This window comes from Streptomyces sp. NPDC028635, assembly GCF_040637635.1.
Taxonomy (GTDB): Bacteria; Actinomycetota; Actinomycetes; order Streptomycetales; family Streptomycetaceae; genus Streptomyces.
In genome coordinates, this window is sequence record NZ_JBEZWX010000001.1 from 130,548 (window position 1) to 149,604 (window position 19,057).

Annotated in this window: 20 protein-coding genes; 13 read left to right on the forward strand and 7 right to left on the reverse strand. The window is 74.4% G+C overall.

From position 1 onward, the window contains the following. Positions 1-193 precede the first annotated feature (193 nt). The 3 genes from AB0E88_RS00425 to AB0E88_RS00435 all read left to right on the forward strand — a co-directional run bounded on the left by AB0E88_RS00425 (position 194) and on the right by AB0E88_RS00435 (position 2,760). Complete coding sequence (locus AB0E88_RS00425) at positions 194-1,015, forward strand: AfsR/SARP family transcriptional regulator (RefSeq protein WP_361621294.1); 822 nt, start codon at positions 194-196, stop codon at positions 1,013-1,015. A 196-nt stretch (positions 1,016-1,211) separates the two neighbouring features. After that, positions 1,212-1,475 (forward strand): acyl carrier protein, encoded by a 264-nt coding sequence (locus AB0E88_RS00430; RefSeq protein ID WP_361621297.1) that lies wholly within the window; start codon positions 1,212-1,214, stop codon positions 1,473-1,475. A gap of 31 nt (positions 1,476-1,506) precedes the next feature. Continuing rightward, positions 1,507-2,760, forward strand: a complete 1,254-nt coding sequence (locus AB0E88_RS00435) for an FAD-dependent monooxygenase (protein WP_361621300.1) — start codon at positions 1,507-1,509, stop codon at positions 2,758-2,760. A 401-nt stretch (positions 2,761-3,161) separates the two neighbouring features. Here the strand turns inward: AB0E88_RS00435 and AB0E88_RS00440 are convergent, their stop codons facing one another. Together AB0E88_RS00440 and AB0E88_RS00445 are read right to left on the reverse strand one after the other, a co-directional pair. Then, positions 3,162-3,437: a DUF6059 family protein gene (locus AB0E88_RS00440; RefSeq protein ID WP_361621303.1), complete on the reverse strand. Its 276-nt coding sequence runs from the start codon at positions 3,435-3,437 to the stop codon at positions 3,162-3,164. A gap of 1 nt (position 3,438) precedes the next feature. Continuing rightward, complete coding sequence (locus AB0E88_RS00445) at positions 3,439-3,585, reverse strand: hypothetical protein (RefSeq protein WP_361621306.1); 147 nt, start codon at positions 3,583-3,585, stop codon at positions 3,439-3,441. A gap of 204 nt (positions 3,586-3,789) precedes the next feature. Here AB0E88_RS00445 and AB0E88_RS00450 point away from each other — a divergent pair, with 204 nt between their 5' ends. Continuing rightward, positions 3,790-4,737: an MBL fold metallo-hydrolase gene (locus AB0E88_RS00450; RefSeq protein ID WP_361621309.1), complete on the forward strand. Its 948-nt coding sequence runs from the start codon at positions 3,790-3,792 to the stop codon at positions 4,735-4,737. Positions 4,738-4,818: 81 nt separating this feature from the next. Here the strand turns inward: AB0E88_RS00450 and AB0E88_RS00455 are convergent, their stop codons facing one another. Both AB0E88_RS00455 and AB0E88_RS00460 read right to left on the reverse strand, forming a co-directional pair. Beyond that, entirely contained in the window at positions 4,819-5,286 is a 468-nt protein-coding gene (locus AB0E88_RS00455; RefSeq protein WP_361621312.1) for a nuclear transport factor 2 family protein, read from the reverse strand. 565 nt (positions 5,287-5,851) lie between these two features. Further along, positions 5,852-6,643 (reverse strand): SDR family NAD(P)-dependent oxidoreductase, encoded by a 792-nt coding sequence (locus tag AB0E88_RS00460; protein ID WP_361621315.1) that lies wholly within the window; start codon positions 6,641-6,643, stop codon positions 5,852-5,854. Between the two features lie 294 nt (positions 6,644-6,937). Here AB0E88_RS00460 and AB0E88_RS00465 point away from each other — a divergent pair, with 294 nt between their 5' ends. From AB0E88_RS00465 to AB0E88_RS00500, 8 genes are all read left to right on the forward strand, one after another. Continuing rightward, complete coding sequence (locus AB0E88_RS00465) at positions 6,938-9,856, forward strand: DEAD/DEAH box helicase (RefSeq protein ID WP_361621318.1); 2,919 nt, start codon at positions 6,938-6,940, stop codon at positions 9,854-9,856. After that, positions 9,853-11,157, forward strand: coding sequence for a hypothetical protein (locus AB0E88_RS00470; protein WP_361621321.1), 1,305 nt, complete (start codon positions 9,853-9,855; stop codon positions 11,155-11,157). The genes AB0E88_RS00465 and AB0E88_RS00470 overlap by 4 nt, the downstream gene beginning before the upstream one ends. Before the next feature lie 123 nt (positions 11,158-11,280). Beyond that, positions 11,281-11,544: an acyl carrier protein gene (locus tag AB0E88_RS00475; protein WP_361621324.1), complete on the forward strand. Its 264-nt coding sequence runs from the start codon at positions 11,281-11,283 to the stop codon at positions 11,542-11,544. Between the two features lie 2 nt (positions 11,545-11,546). After that, on the forward strand, positions 11,547-12,599 hold the full coding sequence (locus AB0E88_RS00480) for a hypothetical protein (protein ID WP_361621327.1): 1,053 nt from the start codon (positions 11,547-11,549) through the stop codon (positions 12,597-12,599). Between the two features lie 238 nt (positions 12,600-12,837). After that, on the forward strand, positions 12,838-13,212 hold the full coding sequence (locus AB0E88_RS00485; protein ID WP_361621330.1) for an ectoine synthase: 375 nt from the start codon (positions 12,838-12,840) through the stop codon (positions 13,210-13,212). 126 nt (positions 13,213-13,338) lie between these two features. Further along, positions 13,339-14,199 carry an NAD(P)H-binding protein gene (locus tag AB0E88_RS00490; RefSeq protein ID WP_361621333.1) on the forward strand — a complete coding sequence of 287 codons (861 nt, stop codon included), beginning with the start codon at positions 13,339-13,341 and terminating at the stop codon, positions 14,197-14,199. Continuing rightward, positions 14,196-15,233, forward strand: coding sequence for a zinc-binding dehydrogenase (locus AB0E88_RS00495; RefSeq protein ID WP_361621336.1), 1,038 nt, complete (start codon positions 14,196-14,198; stop codon positions 15,231-15,233). Before AB0E88_RS00490 ends, AB0E88_RS00495 begins: the two co-directional genes overlap by 4 nt. A gap of 24 nt (positions 15,234-15,257) precedes the next feature. Then, on the forward strand, positions 15,258-15,707 hold the full coding sequence (locus AB0E88_RS00500; protein ID WP_361621339.1) for an ester cyclase: 450 nt from the start codon (positions 15,258-15,260) through the stop codon (positions 15,705-15,707). 70 nt (positions 15,708-15,777) lie between these two features. Here AB0E88_RS00500 and AB0E88_RS00505 read toward each other — a convergent pair whose 3' ends face one another. Genes AB0E88_RS00505 through AB0E88_RS00515 form a run of 3 tightly spaced genes read right to left on the reverse strand, consistent with a single transcriptional unit; the run spans position 15,778 to position 17,953 of the window. After that, positions 15,778-16,653, reverse strand: coding sequence for an NmrA/HSCARG family protein (locus AB0E88_RS00505; protein ID WP_361621342.1), 876 nt, complete (start codon positions 16,651-16,653; stop codon positions 15,778-15,780). Continuing rightward, a complete protein-coding gene (locus AB0E88_RS00510; protein WP_361621345.1) occupies positions 16,650-17,519 on the reverse strand; it encodes an NAD(P)H-binding protein in 870 nt (289 codons plus the stop codon). The genes AB0E88_RS00505 and AB0E88_RS00510 overlap by 4 nt, the downstream gene beginning before the upstream one ends. Then, complete coding sequence (locus AB0E88_RS00515; RefSeq protein WP_361621348.1) at positions 17,519-17,953, reverse strand: ester cyclase; 435 nt, start codon at positions 17,951-17,953, stop codon at positions 17,519-17,521. Before AB0E88_RS00515 ends, AB0E88_RS00510 begins: the two co-directional genes overlap by 1 nt. A 194-nt stretch (positions 17,954-18,147) precedes the next feature. Here AB0E88_RS00515 and AB0E88_RS00520 point away from each other — a divergent pair, with 194 nt between their 5' ends. Next, positions 18,148-19,014, forward strand: coding sequence for a methyltransferase domain-containing protein (locus AB0E88_RS00520; RefSeq protein ID WP_361622287.1), 867 nt, complete (start codon positions 18,148-18,150; stop codon positions 19,012-19,014). The last annotated feature ends 43 nt before the right edge of the window (positions 19,015-19,057 follow it).

A 19,057-nucleotide genomic window follows, 5' to 3' on the forward strand; every position in this document is an offset into this window, starting at 1 on the left:
GGGGGCCGAGAAGTGCTCGATGATGACTCGAGAATTACGGTGGGAAAGACTGGGCCGGGATACGGTGCGCCTCGTGCACGCATCGTGGGGTAAGGACAGCGGATCCCCGCGTGGCGCAACATCGACGAGCCTCGGATACCGATTCGCCCACCGGCTCGGCCGAGTTCAGCCGTCGAGGTACGGGGAGGAAACCATGAAGATTCGTGTTCTGGGTCCACTGAGCGCTGACGTCAACGGCATGTCGATCGTTCCGACGGCCGGAAAGCCACGGCAGATCCTGGCCCTGCTCGCGCTCTACCCGGGCCGGGTCATGCCCGTGCCCACACTCATGGAGGAGATCTGGGGCACGGAGCTTCCCCAGAGTGCTCTCACCACGCTCCAGACGTACATCCTCCAGCTGCGGCGGCGGCTCGGGACCGCCATGGGACCGGGCGCACCGGGCGCCGCGAAGGGGGTGCTCGCCACCCGGCACGGCGGCTACCTGCTGCAGATACCGGCCGAGGCGGTGGACGTGCACGAGTACGAGCGACTGGTCTCCGAGGCCCAGCAGGCCTTCGAGGAGGGCCACGACGAACGGGCGGCCCGCACCTACCGCGAGGCACTGGACCTGTGGCAGGGACCCGCCCTCGTCGACGTGCGCGTCGGTCCGATCCTGGAGATCGAGGCGATGCGGCTGGAGGAGAGCCGGCTGGTGACGCGCGAGCGACGCATCGACGCCGACCTGCGCCTCGGCCGGCACGCGGAAGTGACCGCCGAGCTGATGGACCTGATCGCCCGCCATCCCGAGCACGAGGGCCTGCACTCGCAGGCCATGGTCGCGCTCTACCGGTCCGGACGGCAGGCCGCCGCCCTCGACGTCTTCCACCGGCTGCGCCGGCGCCTGGTCGACGAACTCGGTGTGGAGCCCTCACCGCAGTTGCAGCGGCTGCACCAGGCCATGCTCGCCGTCGACCCGCAACTCGACGTCATGGCCGGCCCCCGCCGTACGTCCACGTTCGACCTGTACGCCGCCTGACGGCCCGCGCCCCTCGGCCCGCCGTGAGCGGGCCCCGCGGCGGCCGGTCGTGCCCATGTCGAGTGGTTCTCGAGCCGACTGGCCGAGGCTCGCCCTGACACGCGGCCGTACGCCGGCGCGTCGCCGGCGGCGGCCCGTCACGCGGCTGCGGGCCTCCCGCAGCCCGCGCGCAGGCCGAAGAGAGACGGAGAGCATCATGCGACAGTTCGAACTGGACGACCTCAAGGCACTGCTGCGCGAGTGCGCGGGTCAGGAGGAGGGTGTCGACCTCGACGGTGACGTCATGGACGTGCCGTTCGCCGAGCTCGGCTACGACTCCCTCGCCATTCTGCAGACCACCGGACGCATCGAGCGCGACTACGACATCGCCCTCGACGAGGAGGCCCTCGACGAGGCCGAGACGCCGGGCGCCTACCTGGCGCTGGTCAACCGTGCCCTCGCCGTCGGCGCCGCCGCCTGAGGCCGGGGCGGGCCGCACCCAGCCCGCCACCGTGCTGCGCACCGACGTCGCGGTCGTCGGCGCCGGCCCCGCCGGCCTCGCACTGACCCTGATGCTGCTGCGCTCCGGTGTGCGCGTGACGCTGCTGGAGAAGTCCACCTCCTACCGGCGCGACTTCCACGGAGAGATCCTCCAGCCCGGTGGCCAGCGGGTGCTGGACCGGCTCGGCGTACTGCACGCGGCCCGGGAGCGCGGCGCCCGTGTCCTCGACGGCTTCCGGGTACTGGACCGCGGCCGGGTCCTGCTGGACATCGACTACCGCCGGCTGCCCGCCCCCTACGACCACCTTCTCGCGCTGCCCCAGCAGCACCTGCTCGAGCAACTCACCGAAGCCTGCGGGCGGCTGCCCGGCTTCCGTTCACTGCCCGGTCATCGCGCGGACGCGCTGACGCACGAGCACGGCCGGTGCTCCGGGGTGACGGCGACCGGTCCCGACGGCCGCCGCACCACCGTACGGGCCCCTGTCGTCGTCGGCGCGGACGGCCGTTTCTCCCGCGTCCGCGCCCTCGCCGGGATCGACGCCGGCCGCACCGAGGCCTTCGACCACGACGTGGTGTGGATCTCGCTGCCCGCACACGGCCGCGGCCCCGGGCGGGTCACCGTCCACCGGGCCGCCGGCACGGCCGTACTGGTCCACGACCGGCACCCCGACCGGCTCAGGATCGGCTGGACGCTGCCGCACCGCGCCCGCGCCCGCGCCGCGGTCGCGGCCCGCGGCATCGACGCCGTCCGTACCGAACTCGCCGACGCGGTGCCCGAGTTCGCCGACCTCATCCACGACGGGCTGCGCACCGCCTCCCAGTTGCGGCTGCTGGACACCTTCGCCGCCCGGGCGCCGGAGTGGGTGCGCGACGGCCTGGTCCTGCTGGGCGACGCCGCCCACACCCACGGTCCGCTCGGCGCCCAGGGCATCAACCTCGCCCTTCAGGACGCCGCCGCGCTGCACCCCGTCCTGGTCGGAGCGCTGGAGCACGGCGACTTCTCCCGTGCCCGGCTGCTGCCCTTCCAACGGCTGCGCCAACCCGTCTCCGACGCGGTCACACGCATGCAGCGCGTGCAGGCCAAGGCGTTCTTCGGGACCGGCGGGCGGGCCGCCGACCTGGCCCGTGCCGGTGCGGCCGGCCTGGTGATGCGCACACCGCTCGGCGCGCGCGTCACCGCACGCGTCGCCGAGGGGCGCAGGCCCCCACCGGTGCGCACCGACCTGTTCACCAGGGACACGCCCCTGCCCGCCCACCCGGGCTGACCTTCCTGGCCCGGGCGCGGGGAGGGCGGGCCCGAGGTCGACAGCTACGGCAGCCGACAGCCGCGGCAGCCGACAGCCGCGACGGCCACTGACCGCCGCGACGGCCACTGACCGCCGCGGCTGCCACGACGGGCGGCCGCGGCGGTCAGTGGCCGCGAGGCCGGTGCGGGGTTGGCATCGCAAGCCGTCCGCCGGGGCAGTCACCGGAGTGGGCCGGCGCTGGCTGTGACCACGGCCGCCCGCTGGGTCAGTGGCCGGGGGCCGGTGCGGGATTGGGACCGCAAGCGGTCCGCCGGGTCAGTCGCCGGGGCGGGCTGGCGCCGGCTGCCGCCCAGGCCGCTCGCCGGGGCAGCGGCCGGGGAGGGACGGCGTGGGGCCGGCACCGCGAGTCGCTCGCCGGGTCAGCGGCCGGTTTTCAGGTCGCTGAGGAGGGCCAGCTCCAGTGCGGTCAGGGGGACTTCCGGGCGTAGCCGCTCCGGATGGCCGGCGGGCGGTTGCTGCAGAAGCCGACGGCGGGTGGACGTCCCGCCCGCCGGCCGTCCCGCGTCCGCACGGGCCGCCTCCCCCGTCAAGTGCACGGAGCCGAACTCGACCAGGCCCCGCCACAGCGGGCCCAGCACATAGAGGACCATCATCCGGCGCAGTCGCCGCACCCGCCACGGGCCGAGGGACGCCATGTCACATCCCCCGCGCCGGCGGGTGCGCGGCCGTGGCCGCGACGGGCGCACCGCTCGTGCGGCGGCGCCCGGTGGGGGCGAGGTGCGGGGCGCGCCGGGCACGGGCTCGCACCGGCTCGGACGCGCGCGGCGGCGGGCTTTCGGTCATCCCTGCTCCTTGGCGCTCGGGGACAGTCGTGGCGCTCCACGCTCCGGCCACCCGGTCGACGACCGGCTGACGCCGGGTCGAGGACGGCTCGAGAACCTCCCCCAACGGGTCGTGCGCGCCGTGTTCCGCGGGCCTTCGACCGGGCCGCGAGGCGGCGCCGCTTGACTCGTTCGCGCCCTGAACCCTGCCGCGAGGAGAACGTCCGTGCCGTCCATCCCCGCCGTCCGCGCCCAGGCGCCCGCGCCGTTCGCCGAGGTGACCGAGATCGCCCCCGGCGTCCACGCCTACGTCCAGGCCCCGGGCGGATGGTGTCTGAACAACGCCGGCGTCATCGTCTCCGGCGGAGAGAGCGCTCTTGTCGACACCGCCGCGACCCAGTCCCGCGCACGCCACCTGCGCCGCACCGCGCTGCGCCTGAACCCGGGTGCGGCCCCTCGCACGATCGTCAGCACCCATTTCCACGGCGACCACGTCTTCGGCAACCACGAGTTCCCCGAGGCGGTCGTCGTGGGCCACGAGGCCACCCGTACGGAGATGATCTCGGCGGGGCTGCACCTGACCGGGCTGTGGCCCGACGTCGAGTGGGGCCACATCGAACTCGCGCCGCCCACGCTGACGTTCCGTGACGCGCTCACGCTGCACGTCGGGTCGATCCGGGCGGAACTGGAGCACATCGGGCCCGCTCACACCTCCAACGACACCGTGGTGTGGCTGCCCGCCCAGCGCGTGCTGTTCACCGGCGACCTGGTGATGAACGGGGTGACGCCGTTCTGTCTGATGGGCTCCGTCACCGGGTCCCTGAAGGCCCTGGAGCGGCTGCGCGCCTTCGGCGCCACCACCGTCGTACCCGGGCACGGGCCGGTGTGCGGACCGGAGGTGTTCGACGCCGTCGAGGACTATCTGCGCACGGTACTGCGGCTGGCCGAGGAGGGGCTGCGCGCGGGACTGACGCCGGCTCAGGCAGCCGTCGGCGCGGACCTCGGACGCCACGCCGGCCTGACCGACCCCGAGCGGCTCGTGCCCAACCTGCACCGGGCCTACGCCGAACTGAACGGCACCCCGGCGGCGGACCCGCTGCCGTACGCGGTCATGGAGACCGCCCTTCAGGAGATGATCCGGCACCACGGCGGGCTGCCCTGCTGCCTGGCGTGAACGCCGACGCCGCACGGGGCGGCGGCTCGGTGTCCGTGAGCCGTCGCCCCGTGCGGCGTGGGGTGGTGCCGTACGCGGACGTCAGACGAGGTGGTCCTGGCGCACCCGGCGGAACTTCGTGAGCAGCCGGGGTTCACCGTCCTCGTCCGTGACGGTCAGGATGTCGGTGACGAAGCAACTGGGGCCGATCTGCGGCTCGGGCGTCCCGGGCCGGGTGTGCAGCACGAGTGCGTAGTACTCCGTACGGAGGGTGCCGTCGTCCTGCGGGAAGACCTCGAGCATGTTGAACCAGTGGCGGCGCTGCACGGGGTCGGCGGCGTGCCGGGTCCGCTGGTACCCGAGGACCGCCCCGGCGATCGCCTCCCGGCCCACCAGCGGCTCGGTGCCCGGCCGGTGGTCGAAGACGCCGTCCTCGGTGAAGGTGGCGGCGAACTCCTCGGCGCGGAAGCCGTCGAGGTGGCGCACCTGGGCGGCGTAGAACTGCTGGACGCGCGGATAGATCCCGGCGAGGGCGGGCGTCGGCGCGCTGGTCACTGCTGGGCTGGTCACGGGGCCTCCCGGGTCACGGCTGGGGTCTGTTCGGTCGCGGACCCGCGCCACCGGCGACACGGCGCCCACGCGCACCCCCCGACCCTGCGCCAACGAAGTGGAAGCGGAGTCGAGCCCCACTGGGCCGACTCCAGGACCGAGCGCCATGGCTCTGCCTTGCGGTCGGGGGGTTACGGCTCTGCCCTGCGGACGAGCGGCTACGGTCGGCCCTGCGGGCGGGGCCATCGGCTCTGCCTGCGGCCCGAGCGGCCGGGTCCTCGCCCTCGGTCAGGGCCGAGCGGCCACGGGCCCGCCTGGCGGGCCGGGCGGTCAGGGTCCCGCCTTGCGGGCGAGCGGCCATGGGGCCGCCCCGTGGGCCGAGTGACCACGGGGCGGCCCTGTGGGTGCCCGGCACGGCCGCTCGGCGCCGTCGGTCCGGCTCGGCGCTGCCGCTCGGGCCGGTGCCGTCATCCGGGTCCGGCCGCCGCCGCTCGGGCCGGTGCCGTCATCCGGGTCCGGGCGCCGCCGCTCGGGCCGGTGCCGTCACCCGGGTCCGGGCGCCGCGCCAGATCGGCACGGCCTCGGGTCAGTAGTTGCCGAGGCCGCCGCAGACGTTCAGGGCCTGGGCGGTGACTGCTGCCGCGTCGTCGCTCACCAGGTACTCGACCATCGCGGCGACCTCCCGCACGGTCACGTACCGGCCCATCGGCACCCGGGTGGTGATCCGATCGAACGCCTCCTGCTCAGTGACCCCCCACGCGGCGGCGTAGCCCTCGCGGACCCGCTGTGCCATCGGCGTCTCCACGAAGCCGGGGCAGACCGCGTTGACGGTGATGCCGGTCTTGGCCAGCTCCAGCCCGAGCGCCTTGGAGAAGCCCACCACGCCGTGCTTGGACGCGGAGTAGGGGGCGGCGAGGACCACGCCCTGCTTGCCGCCCGTCGAGGCGATGTTGACGATCCGGCCGTGTCCCGCCGCGCGCATGCCGCCCGTCGTCAGGACCTCCTTGGTCACACGGAAGACGCTCGTCAGGTTGGTCTCGATGACGTCCGTCCACAGCTCGTCGTCGAGCTCGGCGGTGGTGCCGCCGCCGTTGCGGCCCGCGTTGTTCACCAGGATGCGCACCGGGCCGTGCTGCTCGACGACCGTACGCACCAGGTCGTGGATCTGCCCCGGGTCCCGCACGTCGCACACGCTGCCGGTGACCGGCAGTCCCTCGTCCGCCAGCTCCTTCACCGTGCCGTTCACGGTGTCGTCGTGGCGGCCGCACAGGTGCACCGGGACACCGGCGCCGGCCAGCCGCCGTACGATCTCCAGGCCGATGCCGCTCGTGCCACCCGTCACGAGCGCGATCCGCTGGTCCTTCTCCGTCTCGCTCATGCCCTCTCCTCAACTGTCGTCCGGTCAGCCGCCGGGTGGTGACTGTGCCAGCGGCGGCGGCGAACGGGGCCGCTCGTGGACCCGGTCTCGACGGGGCGTCCGCCCCGTCACGACCGGCTCCCCAGCCGGGCTCGAGCGCGGCGCACGGCCCCGGGGCGGTGTCCGCCCGCGTACCCGCGCCGCCGACTGCGTGCCTCGAGCCGTTCTCGAGCGGTTGTCGACCACGGGACGGGTGGCGTCCGGGATGATCGACCGGGGTGTACCCGCGACCAGGTGAGGGAGAGTCGGGAACGCATGGTGTGGATGACGCCGGAGCAGGCGGCGCCGCTGACGCGGTGTGCCGCCGTGTTCGAACCGGGTGATCCGGCCCGCACGGGCCGGATCGTCTTCTGGGATCCGGCCGGTGACGCACCGCCCGATGTGCCCTGCGGCGAGCGGGGCGAGGCCCGCCTGGTCGTCCGCCACGAAGGCGGGGTGGCCCTGCGCACACGGCCCGTCCTGCGCCTCACCCTCACCGAGGCCCTGCCCGTGCTGGCCCTCGCCCGCCGCCTGTACCCCGCCAGCGCCACCGCCAGCGCCACCGCCAGCGCCATCGCCGCCCCTGCCACCGCCGCCCCCGAGGCGCCCACCGGCGACGGGACACCTGCGCGCTCGCCCGCGCACGGGCGGGCCGTGCATCCCGCTGCCGCGTACTGGGGGGCCGTCCTGGCGTGCGCGCTGCACCTGACCGCCCGTGAGCGGCTGCTGCCCGGGGTGTCCCCGGCCGGGTACGACACCTGGCGGGCCGGGCCGTTCGACGCGGAGGACATCGCCCGCCTGCGCGAACTCGCCCAGGCGGCGCCCCCGGAGGCCATCGCGGCACCCGGCACGGACCCGGCGGCGTCGGTGCGGGCCTTCTTCGACGCCGTCGCCGACACGCTGCCGCGTACGGCGGCCGCCCCGGCCGCCACCGGCAGGGCCGCGTTCACGGCGGCCGAACCCCAGCACGTCCCCCAACTGCGCGCCTGGGCGCAGGAGATCTCCGCCGGACTCGACTCCGGTGTGCGGATATCCCTGCGCGTCCAGCTCGAGCCCGCCCAGGACGGTCCGCCCGTGCCACGGTTGGTGCCGCGCGCCCACAGCCTGGCCGATCCCACCCTGGCCCTGGACGCGGGCGAACTGTTCGCGCGCGCCGACCACGCGCTCGGACCGCACGCCCAGGCCGAGACGGTGCGTGCCGTGCGCCGCGCCGCGGGCGTCTGGGAGCCGCTGGAACGGCTGCTGCCCGTACCGCGCGAGCTGGAGCTGAGCGATCGCGAACTGCGCGATCTGCTGGGCGGGGCGGCGGGCCGGCTGGCCGCGCTCGGCATCGACGTGTCCTGGCCCGACGAGGCCGCCGGGGCGCTCACGGCCGTCGCCGTGGTCGGCGCCGACCGGGTGCCGCCCGCCGACCTGCGCGGGTTCTTCGACGGCGACGGCACGGTGGACCTGCGCTGGCGCATCGACCTCGACGGCGAGCCGCTCACCGAGGAGGAGGCGGACACCGTCGCCGCGCACGGGGCCGTCGTACGGCTGCGCGGACGCTGGATGCTGGTGGACGCCGCGACCGCCCGCAAGGCCCGCGAACGCGAACTGAAGCCGCTCACCGCCATCGAGGCCCTGGCCGTCGCCCTGACCGGGCACACCGACATCGCCGGGCAGCGCGTGCGGGTCGAGCCCAGCGCCTGGCTGCTCGCCCTGCGCGAGCGCCTCTCCGACCCGGACGGCGGCGGGGAGAGCACGGACCAGCCCGCCGCGCTCGCGGCCACCCTGCGCGACTACCAGCTGCGCGGACTGCGCTGGATGGACCGCATGACCGCGCTCGGCCTGGGCGGCTGCCTCGCCGACGACATGGGCCTGGGCAAGACGGTCCAGCTGATCTCGTTGCATCTGCGCCGCCAGGAGGACGAGGAGACCCGGGGCCCGACGCTGGTGGTCTGCCCGGCCTCCCTGCTCGGCAACTGGGAGCGGGAGGTGGGCCGGTTCGCGCCGGGCACCCGCGTGTACCGGTACCACGGGCCGGGCCGCACCCTCGACGGTGCCGGCGACGGCTTCGTGCTGACCACGTACGGCACCATGCGCCTGGACGCCGCCCGGCTCGGCACCCATCCGTGGAGCCTGCTGGTGGCCGACGAAGCCCAGCACGTGAAGAACCCGCACTCCTCCACCGCCAAGGCGCTGCGGCTGATCGGCTCGCGCGCACGGATCGCGCTCACCGGCACGCCCGTGGAGAACAACCTGTCGGAGCTGTGGGCGATCCTCGACTGGACCACCCCCGGACTCCTCGGCAGCCACGGCCACTTCCGCAGACGCTGGATCGCGCCCGTGGAGGCCGAACGCGCCGGAGCGGCGGAAGCGGCCCCGGAGCGGCCCACCGCCCAGCTGCTCGCCTCTTTGGTACGGCCGTTCCTGCTGCGGCGCCGCAAGACCGACCCCGGCATCGCCCCCGAGCTGCCGCCCAAGACCGAGACCGACCGCCCGGTCGCGCTCAGCGCCGAACAACAGGCCCTGTACCGCGCGCAGACCAGCCGGGTGATGGCCGAGATCCGCGCCGGCGGTGACGGCATCGCGCGCAGCGGCCTGGTGCTGAAGCTGCTCACCGGGCTGAAGCAGATCTGCAACCACCCGGCGCAGTTCCTCAAGGAGGAGGACGGGCCGCTCGCGGGCCGCTCCGGCAAGCTCGACCTGCTCGACGAACTCCTCGCCACCATCACCGCCGAGGGCGGCGCGGCGCTGGTCTTCACCCAGTACGTCGCCATGGCCCGGCTCCTCCAGCGCCATCTGAGCGAGCGCGGTGTGCCCGCCCTGATGCTGCACGGCGGCACGCCGGTGGCGCGGCGGGAAGAGATGGTGCAGCGCTTCCAGGACGGCGAGGTCCCGGTCTTCCTGCTGTCGCTGAAGGCGGCCGGAACGGGACTGAACCTGACCCGCGCCGACCACGTCGTGCACTACGACCGCTGGTGGAACCCGGCCGTGGAGGCGCAGGCCACCGACCGGGCCTACCGCATCGGCCAGACCAAGCCCGTGCAGGTCCACCGGATGATCGCCGAGGGCACCGTGGAGGACCGCATCGCGGCCCTGCTCGAGTCCAAGAAGGAGCTCGCGGACGCCGTGCTCGGAGCCGGCGAGCAGGCCCTGACGCAGCTGACCGACGACGAGCTGGCCAACCTGGTGGAACTGAGGAGCATCGGATGAGCGGGGCACAGGAGCGCGGCGCACGGGGCTTTCCCGCCTTCGCGGCACGCCGGGGCGGCCGGGCCCGCGGCCAGTCCTTCTGGGCCAGGGCGTGGGCGGAGGCCGTGGAGGACGTCTGGCCGGAGGAGGAGCCGCTGAAGAAGGGCCGGTCCTTCGCCCGCACCGGCCGGATCGGCCCGATCACCGTCAGCCCGGGCCGGGTCGCGGCCGAGGTGTACGGCGGCGAGGAGACGTACACGACGGTGCTCACGCTGCAGGAGCTGGACGCCGACGAGTGGGACCTGCTGTGGGAACGGACCGCCGACCGGCCCGCCGAGACCGAGGCGGTGCTGGCGGGGGAACTGCCCGAGGACCTGCTGGAGGCTGCGGAGGACGCCCGGGTGCGGTTGCTGCCCGGCTACGGCGACCTCGACGCCGACTGCGACTGCGACACGCTGGGCCACCCCTGCCCGCACGCGACCGCGCTGTGCTACCAGGTCTCCTGGCTGCTGGAGACGGACCCGTGGCTGCTGGCGCTGATCCGCGGCCGGGACGCCGAGGAGGCCGTCGAGGAACTGAAGTCGGTCCTCCTGCTGCGGGCGATGACCGCCACGGCCGACGACAGCGACGACGGCGATGACAGCGGCGACGACTACGACGACGTCGAAGACGCCGACGCCGTGGGGGAGCCGGGTGGCGAGGAGCCGTACGCGGCCCAGCGCGAGGCCTACGCCCGCCCCGCCGTGCCGCTGCCCGCCCTGCCGCCGCTGCCCGAGAAGCCCGCCTCCCGTGACGAGCCCGTCACCGGCATCGAGGCCGACCCGCTGGACCGGCTCGTCGCCGACGCGGCCCAGCGCGCCCGCGACCTGCTCGCCTACGTGTGCGGGCTGGGCGCCGCGCCCCCGCCACCGCTCGACGAGTGGCAGGACACCGTGCGCCTCGCCGCCACCCACCCCGATCCCCGCGTCCCCGAGCGGCTGCGCGGCCACTGCGCCCGCCCCGCCGAACTGGACCGGGCCGTCGCCGCGTGGCGCACGGGCGGCCGCGCGGCCCTGGAGGTCCTGGAACACCCCTGGACACCGTCCGGGCTCCAGATCGCGCGCGCCCGCACCGAACTGGCCGCGGGATGGGAGGGGGACGAACTGCCCGCGATCACCGTCGACGCCAACCACTGGACGCTGACGGGCCGCGGCATGCAGCTGCGTCAGGGGCGCGACGGCCGCTGGTACCCCTACCGGGAGCGGGCGGGTACCTGGTGGCCGGCCGGGCCCCCGGCCGGTGACGTGGCCGAGGCGCTGGCCGAACTCCTGCAGACGCACTGAGGCCCGAGGCGGCGTACAGCACGGCTCGAACCGGGCTCCAGCCCCGCGGTCCACCATCGACAGCGACAAGGGCGGGACCGGATCCGGTCGTGGCGTGCACGACCGCCTCACCAAGGAGAGACCATGCCTTACGCCCAGGCCATCAAGGAGTTCGTGGTCGAGGAGTTCCTGCCGGACGTGCCGGCGGCCGAACTCGACGACCACACCGACCTGCTCGACAGCGGCGTGATCGACAGCCTCGGACTGCTGAAGGTGATCGCCTGGCTCGAGGACCGGTACGGCATCACCACCGATGACATCGACCTCGAGCCCGAGTCGTTCCGGTCGGTGGCGGCCATCGAGCACTTCGTCGCCACCGCCGCACGCGCCGGGGCGGAGGCCGCCTGACCATGCACGCCGCCGTCACCGCGCTGATCGCCCGCGAGCGGCCCGTGGACCTCGGCGAGTGGAGGTCGTTGTGGGACGCGCTGCACGGCGGCGGACTGCGCCGCGGTGAGAGCGCGGCCCTGCTCGCGTCGCTGTCCACCCGCATGCCGGACCGCGCCACGCTGACCGCCCTCCTCGACTCCCTCGCGGAGCGCCGCCCGGCGCCGGCGCCGCGGTTCGACGGCGCCGCCAACATCGTGGGCACCGGCGGCGGGCCGCCCACGCTGAACCTGTCCACGGCCGCCGCGTTCGTCGCGGCCGCGGCGGGCACCCCCGTCGTCAAGAGCGGCTCACGCGCCTACACCTCCGCGCTCGGTTCCGTGGACCTGCTGCACCGCCTCGGCATCCCGCTGACCTCCTCCTACGAGGAGACCGAGCAGATCCTCGGCCGCCACGGCATCGCCTTCACCGGGCCGTTCGTCTATCCGGCCGAGATCGCCCTGCTGGCCCGCAGTGTGCTGCCGCTGGACTTCCGGCCGCTCGGCCGGTTCGTCAACGCCCTCGGACCGCTGCTCGCGGACGTGCCCGTCGCAGCCCAGCTCACCGGTGTCTCCGACGCCCGGCTGACGACCGGCCTGCGCGCCGCCGCCGGCCACGTCGCGCGCCGTGACGGCCGCTCGGTGTGGCTGTGCACCAACGACCTCGGCGCCGACGAGCTCCTGGCCTTCACCCCGAGCCTGGTACGCACCTACGAGGACGGCGGCGAGGACGAGTTCACCCTCGAGCCGGCCGCCCTAGGCCTGCGCTCGGGCGACCTGGCCGACGTGCGGCCGGGCGACGATCCCGTCGCCGCCTTCCGCGCGCTGCTCGCCGGGGAAGGGCACCCCGCGGCCGAGGACACCGTCTGCCTCAACGCGGCCGCGCTCGCGGTCGCCGCGCGCCGCACCGGTGACTGGCACCAGGCGCTGCGCGCCGCCCGTACCGCCCTGCGCGACGGCTCGGCCCTCGCCCTGGCCGACCGGCTGCGCACGGCGGCGGCCCGGCCGGGCCCGCGCCCGACCCCCGTGGCCGTCTGACCCCGAGCCCGACCCTGTCCCCGTCCGACCCGTCCCCGTCCGACCCCGTCCCCGTCCGACCCCGTGCCCGTCCGGCCCCGAGAACGCCTGATCCCGGGGACGCCACAGCTCGGACGGCACACGGTCGCGCGTCCGGCCGCCCGGCCCCGTACCGCCCTCCAGCCCCCCATACCCCCATCCCGCACCGCCGACCGTGCCCGCCGACCCCGGCCGGCACACCGTACGAGAGGAGACCCCCATGATCGTCCGCAAGCTCGAGGACGTCCCCGGCGTCGAGTGGGGCAACGGCCTCAGCCGCCGCTTCCTCACCGAGACCGACGGCATCGGCTACAGCGTCACCGACACCGTCGTACGCGCGGGCACCAAGTCCCGCCTGGAGTACCGCAATCACCTGGAGACCTGCTACTGCATCGCGGGCAGCGGCGAGGTCGTCGACGAGGCCGGCGTCTCGCACCCGATCACACCCGGCACCCTCTACGCCCTCGACCGGCACGACGCGCACTGGCTCGTCGCCGCCCCGCACGAGGACCTGCGCCTGGTGTGCGTGTTCACCCCGGCGCTGCGCGGCGACGAGACCCACAACCTGGACTCGGCGGAGTTCTCCCACTACTGACCGGGCCCGCCCGCCGGAGGGCACCTGTTCCAGCCGCTCTCCACGTGCCCTCCAGCGGGCGTTTGCAGCCTGACAGCGACAAGTACCGATCCCCTCGGGGGCCGACAAGCGACGGGTGGAACAGGCGTGACAGTTCTCGTGACAGGAGCGACAGGAGCGGTCGGCCGCCATGTGGTCGACGGGCTCGTGGCCGCCGGAGCCCGGGTGCGGGCACTGACCCGGAACCCGGCCGCGGCCGGACTCCCGGCCGGCGTCGAGGTGTTCGAAGGCGACCTGCTGCAGCCGCAGACCGTGCGCGCGGCCCTGGAGGGAGTGGAGCGGCTCTACCTCTTCCCCGTGCCCGAGACGGCCCGTGAGGTGGTCGCGCTCGCCAAGGAGGCCGGCGTGCGCCGCGTCGTGGTGCTCTCCTCGTCGTCCGTCCTCGACACCTCCGGCGAGAACCACAGCGGCGAACACCACCGCGCGGTGGAGCGCGCCGTGGAGGAGTCGGGCCTGGCGTGGACGTTCGTGCGCCCCGACGAGTTCGCCACCAACGTCCTGTGGAAGTGGGGCCACTCGATCCGCACGGAGGGCCTGGTCCGCGCCCCTTACGGCAACGCGCCGCGGGTGCTGGTCCACGAGGCGGACGTCGCCGCCGTCGCCGTGACCGCGCTCGTCGAGGAGGGGCACGCCGGGCAGGCGTACGTCCTGACCGGACCCGAGGCCCTCACCCAGGCCGACCAGGTCAAGGCCATCGCGACGGCGGTGGGCGCCCCGATCGCCTTCGAGGAGATCACGCCCGACCAGGCCCGCGCACAGATGGCCCCCTTCATGCCGCCGCCGGTCGTGGACATGGTCCTGCGCTATCTCGCCGACGCCGTCGCCCACCCGCCCGTCCCCGTGGACACCGTCGAGCGCGTCACCGGACGGCCCGCCCGCACCTTCGCCCAGTGGGCCGCCGACCACGCCGCGGACCTCACACCCGCCACCGAGGCGGTGGCCGCGTGAGCGTCGACACCACCGCCACGGCCGTCAACCCGCGTGTCGTCATGACCGCGAGCGGCGAGCCCGAGACCTGCATCGTCACCGGCCAGGAGAGCCGTCCCACCGCACGCCCCGGCAAGGTGGTGGTCCGCGTCGAGGCCGCCGGCGTCTCCTACGCCGAGGTGCAGATGCTCCAGCACCTGCACCCGTTCCCGCCGCGCTTCCCCTTCGTCCCGGGCTACGACCTCGTGGGCCGGATCGTCGAGACCGGCCCCGGCGTCACCGGGTGGAGCGTCGGCGACCGGGTCGCCGCCATGCCCCGCCAGGGCGCCTGGCAGGAGTACGTCGAGGTGCCGGCCAAGATCCTCGCCCCCGTGCCCGCCCACCTCGACGCGGCCGTCGCCGTCTCGTTGATCACCAACGGGGTCACCGCCTACCAGATGCTGCACCGGCTGGCCCGCCTCGCCCCCGGCGACACCGTCCTGGTGCACGGGGCCAGCGGCGGCGTGGGCACCCTGCTCACCCAGCTCGCCGTCCACCACGGACTGCGGGTGCTCGGCACCGCCTCGCCCGCCAAGCACGACGCGGTGCGGGAACTGGGCGCCGAGCCGCTCGACTACCGCGACCCCGACCTCGCGGGCACGGTCCGCGGACCTGCGCCGGACGGGGTGCGGGCCGTCTTCGACCACATCGGCGGGCGCGGACTCGACGCAGGCTGGGCGATGCTCGCCGATGGCGGTGTCCTCGTCTCGTTCGACTCCTCCGTCGCCGGATACCGGCCCGGCCAGTGGTTCCGCCCGCACGTCCCGGCGCTGCGCCGCACCGTCGTGCGGTGGGCCGCCCGCCTGCTCGGCCTGACCCGCGGCCGCCGGCAGACCATGTACTACGTCAAGCCCGGCGAGCACTTCAACGCCGACCTGGCCGAGCTGTACCGGCTCGTCGACGAGGGCGTGCTGCGCCCCGAGATCGCCGGCCGGCACGCTCTGCACGAGGCCCCGGCCGCCGTCCGCGCGCTCCTCGACGGCACCACCGTCGGCAAGCACGTCCTCATTCCCTGAACAGACGGTAAGGAAGACCCCGCCATGACCGCGACGCTCACCGAGAAGTCCGTGCAGGAGCGCAACAAGCAGATCGCGCTCGACTGCGCCGCCGCCTGGAACCGCTGGGAGCTGGACGGCATCATCGAGCACTGGGCCCCCGGCATCCGGCACTTCTCGGAAGACCGCGAAGTCGACACCGAGATGATGATCGCCGCGATGCGCGGCGGACTCGCCGCCTTCCCCGACCTGCACCTGGACGTCCGCAGCGCCGTCGCCGAGGGCGACCGTGTGATCCTGCGCATCACCGTGACGGCCACGCACCTGGGCGAGTTCTTCGGCAAGGCCCCGACCGGCAGGAAGGTGACCTGGTACATGCTGGAGGAGCTGCGGTTCGACGACGCCGGCCGGATCATCGAGCACTACGACGTGTTCAACTACCTGCCGATGCTCAAGGAGCTCGGCTTCGTCGACCCGGGCGTTCTCGGCGGCTGAGCCGCCACCGCCGCAAGGGGCCGGGACCACGCGATCGCGGTCCCGGCCCCTGGCACGTACCCGGAGGCGTCTACAGGTCGAGGCCCTTCAGATACGTCGCGAAGGTCATCAGGCCCGGGTGCTCGGCGCGCAGGGAGGGGATGTCCGCCCGGTAGCCGTGCTCCTGGAACCACTCGAACATCAGGGAGATCTCCGGCGCGTTGGGGATGTACGGGTTCGCCGCCACCTCGTCCAGGGACAGTTCCTCGAACCGGGCCGGCAGCCCGGTGCGCGCCGCGAACGCCGCGGCGACCTCCTCCGCGGTCAGTTCGTCACCCGCCAGTTCCACCGCCCGGCCCAGGTACTCGCCCGGCCGGTCGAACGCCTGCGCCGCGAAGAAGCCGATGTCGTCCACCGCGACGAACTGCACGCGGGTGTGCGGCTTCAGCGCCAGCTGCACCACCAGGGTGCCGTCGACGTTGCGCGGACCGTGCGCGGCGAAGTTGTCCATGAAGAACGCCGGCCGCAGCACCGTCGCCGGCACCTCCAGCTGCTCCAGATAGCGCTCGATGTGCCGCTTGGACTCGAAGTGCGGGACCCCGCTGTGCCGTTCGGCGCCGCCCACCGAGCTGTAGACCACGTGCGCCACCCCGGCGGCCTTCGCCGCCCGGGCCACCGCGCGGCCCTGGCGGACCTCGCCGCCGAGCCCCTTGGGCGTCATGAAGTTCTGCACGGAGAACACCCCGTGCACACCCGCCATCGCCGCGCGCAGCGACGCCTCGTCGTCCATGTCGCCGGCGACCAGGGTCACTCCCGACGCGGCGAGCGCGCGGGCCCCCTCCGAGGCGGGGTCACGCACCAGGGCCGCCGTCGGCCGGCCGCGCCGCACCAGCTCCCGGGCGGTGGCGCCGCCCTGCAGGCCCGTCGCCCCGATCACCAGGACCGTGCCCTCGTTCGGTGCCGTCATGCCGTGGCCCCTTCCGCGTCCGCTGTGAACAGGGCCGCGTTCGCGACGGCCCACTGCCGGTACGGGCGCGGCTCGCGCCCCGTCAGGTCCCTGACCGCCGTCGTGGGCCGTGCCCACGGCACGTCGGGGCTGTGCAGGGCGGCCACGTTCGTCTCCGCGGCGGCACGGTCGCCGGTGATGCCGGCGAAGACGCCGACGACCTCCTCCGGCGGTGCCACCGAGAACGCGAGCTCACGGCCGAGGACCTCGCCGAGGATGCGGGCCTGCTCCTCGGAGGTGAGCACCTCGGGCCCGGTGAGCAGATACGCCTTGCCGCGGTGCCCGTCCCGGGTGAGCGCGGCGACGGCCGCGGAGGCGATGTCGTACTCGTCGATGGGCGCGCCCGGGTTGTTGCCGATCCAGTCACGCACCGAGGAACTCTCCCGGACCGTCCTGATCCACCAGGAGGTGTTGGCGTGGAACGGGCCCGGGCGCAGGAACGTCGTGGCGGCACCGGCGGCCGCGATGGCCTCCTCGGCGGCCCGGTGCTCCGCCCCGATGCCGTGCGGCAGCGGATGCAGCACGCTCGCCGAGGACAGGAACACCAGGTGCTCGGTGCCCGCCTGCGCGGCGGCCCCGGCGACATTGCGGGCCTCGCCCGCCACGTCACCGGAGAGCACCACCAGGGCCTGGCCGACACCCTTGAACGCCACGGCCAGCGAGGCGGGGTCGGCGGGGCTGCCCCCCACGACCTCCACGCCCTCGGGCAGGTCCGCCTCGTGCGGACTGCGGCTCAGCGCGCGCACCGGGCGGCCGAGCGCCACCAGCTGCTCCACCGCCTCCCGGCCCACCTTGCCGGTGGCGCCGGTCACGAGGATCGTCTCCATCAGTCCCTCCAGCCCTTCGGCTCCGGCCACGGCGAACCGAGCTGCCGGTAGGTGCCCTGGTAGTCGGGCCAGTCGCGGTGGTCGCGGATCTTGCCGTCGACGAGCCTGATCAGGTGGATCTGCTCACCGGAGAAGCGGCGGCCGGTCGGCGCCATGCCGACGAGGTCGCCCACGTGACGGCCGTACAGCACGAGGTGGGCGCGGACCCAGTCGCCGCGCTCCTCCAGCTGCACCTCCTCCAGGTGCGCCTCCTCGGAGAACGTCATCCGCAGCCACTTCACGGCCATCGCGAACGCCTCGGGACCGCGCAGGTCCATGTGTTCCAGCGCCGCCGGGTTGAGGTACTCCGGATGGATGTAGTCCGCCACGTCCTCCGTCTCACCGGTGTTGTACGCCCGCACCATGCGGCGCACCGTCTGCAGATGACTGCTCATCGATTCCCCTCCACAGGTGAACGGCCAGGGCGCCGCGACACCGGCCGTCAGTCTGCGGTGGCCCGAAACCGCCGGGCAAGGCGCCCGTAGCGGCGGTCCACCCGGCCTCGAACCGCTTTCCAGCGCCCCGCGTTCCGGCCCCCGGACCATGACGGTGCGCCGTTCATCCATGCGACGAGGAGCCCGAGTTGACCGTGGACACCGCCACCGACATCTACAAGACGAAAGTCACCGCCGCCTTCAACGGGGCCGCGGCGACCTATGACCGGCTCGGGGTGGAGTTCTTCACCCCGATGGGCCGGCGCCTCGTGGAGCGCGCCGCCCCGCGCCCCGGGCAGCGCCTGCTCGACGTCGGCTGCGGCCTGGGCGCCACGCTGCTGCCGGCCGCCCGCCTGATCGGCCCGCAGGGCGGCGCCCTCGGCATCGACATCGCCGAGGCCATGATCGACGAGGCCCGCCGTGAGGTGGACCGCCAGGGCATCGCCAACGTCGAGCTGCGCGTCATGGACGGTGAGCGGCCCGACCTGCCCGAGCGCTCCTTCGACCTGGTCCTCGGCAGCTACAGCGTCATCTTCCTGCCCGACGCCCGGGCGGCGCTGGCCCGTTACGCGCGGCTGCTGCGCGACGGCGGCCGCATCGCGTTCACCAGCCCGGTGTTCACCCGTGACACCTTCCCGTTCCTGCCGCCGCTGTTCACCCGGTGGATCCCGCTGGCCCTGCTGGACCACCTGCCCGCCGCCTGGCAGCCGGAGCGCCTGCACCAGCAGCTGCACTCCTGGCTGGAGGACCCCGCCGACCTGAGGGCCGCCCTGCGCACCGCCGGCTTCGACGACGTGCGGATCGAGGACGAGAGCGTCGACATGACCGCCGCCTCGGGCGCGGACTGGGTCACCTGGTCCCACACCCAGGGCATGCGCCTGCTGTGGCAGCACCTGCCCGAGGACGAGGCCGCGGCGCTGCGCACGCGCCTGACCGAGGGCCTCGACGCCCTGCGCGGTGACGACGGCCTCATCCACATCGACGTACCCGTCCGCTACGTGACGGCCACCGTCGCCCGCTGAGCGGGGCCGGAACGGCGAAGGCCCCCCGGGGATCGCCCGGGGG

Excerpts from the sequence above, each read along its gene's own strand:
- AB0E88_RS00445 (WP_361621306.1), bottom strand. The coding sequence starts at position 3,585 with ATGACCGAAAGCCCGCCGCCGCGCGCGTCCGAGCCGGTGCGAGCCCGT.
- AB0E88_RS00470 (WP_361621321.1), top strand. The coding sequence starts at position 9,853 with ATGAGCGGGGCACAGGAGCGCGGCGCACGGGGCTTTCCCGCCTTCGCG.
- AB0E88_RS00475 (WP_361621324.1), top strand. The coding sequence starts at position 11,281 with ATGCCTTACGCCCAGGCCATCAAGGAGTTCGTGGTCGAGGAGTTCCTG.
- AB0E88_RS00440 (WP_361621303.1), bottom strand. The coding sequence starts at position 3,437 with ATGGCGTCCCTCGGCCCGTGGCGGGTGCGGCGACTGCGCCGGATGATG.
- AB0E88_RS00510 (WP_361621345.1), bottom strand. The coding sequence starts at position 17,519 with ATGGAGACGATCCTCGTGACCGGCGCCACCGGCAAGGTGGGCCGGGAG.
- AB0E88_RS00460 (WP_361621315.1), bottom strand. The coding sequence starts at position 6,643 with ATGAGCGAGACGGAGAAGGACCAGCGGATCGCGCTCGTGACGGGTGGC.
- AB0E88_RS00465 (WP_361621318.1), top strand. The coding sequence starts at position 6,938 with ATGGTGTGGATGACGCCGGAGCAGGCGGCGCCGCTGACGCGGTGTGCC.
- AB0E88_RS00505 (WP_361621342.1), bottom strand. The coding sequence starts at position 16,653 with ATGACGGCACCGAACGAGGGCACGGTCCTGGTGATCGGGGCGACGGGC.
- AB0E88_RS00425 (WP_361621294.1), top strand. The coding sequence starts at position 194 with ATGAAGATTCGTGTTCTGGGTCCACTGAGCGCTGACGTCAACGGCATG.
- AB0E88_RS00480 (WP_361621327.1), top strand. The coding sequence starts at position 11,547 with ATGCACGCCGCCGTCACCGCGCTGATCGCCCGCGAGCGGCCCGTGGAC.
- AB0E88_RS00500 (WP_361621339.1), top strand. The coding sequence starts at position 15,258 with ATGACCGCGACGCTCACCGAGAAGTCCGTGCAGGAGCGCAACAAGCAG.
- AB0E88_RS00485 (WP_361621330.1), top strand. The coding sequence starts at position 12,838 with ATGATCGTCCGCAAGCTCGAGGACGTCCCCGGCGTCGAGTGGGGCAAC.
- AB0E88_RS00430 (WP_361621297.1), top strand. The coding sequence starts at position 1,212 with ATGCGACAGTTCGAACTGGACGACCTCAAGGCACTGCTGCGCGAGTGC.
- AB0E88_RS00515 (WP_361621348.1), bottom strand. The coding sequence starts at position 17,953 with ATGAGCAGTCATCTGCAGACGGTGCGCCGCATGGTGCGGGCGTACAAC.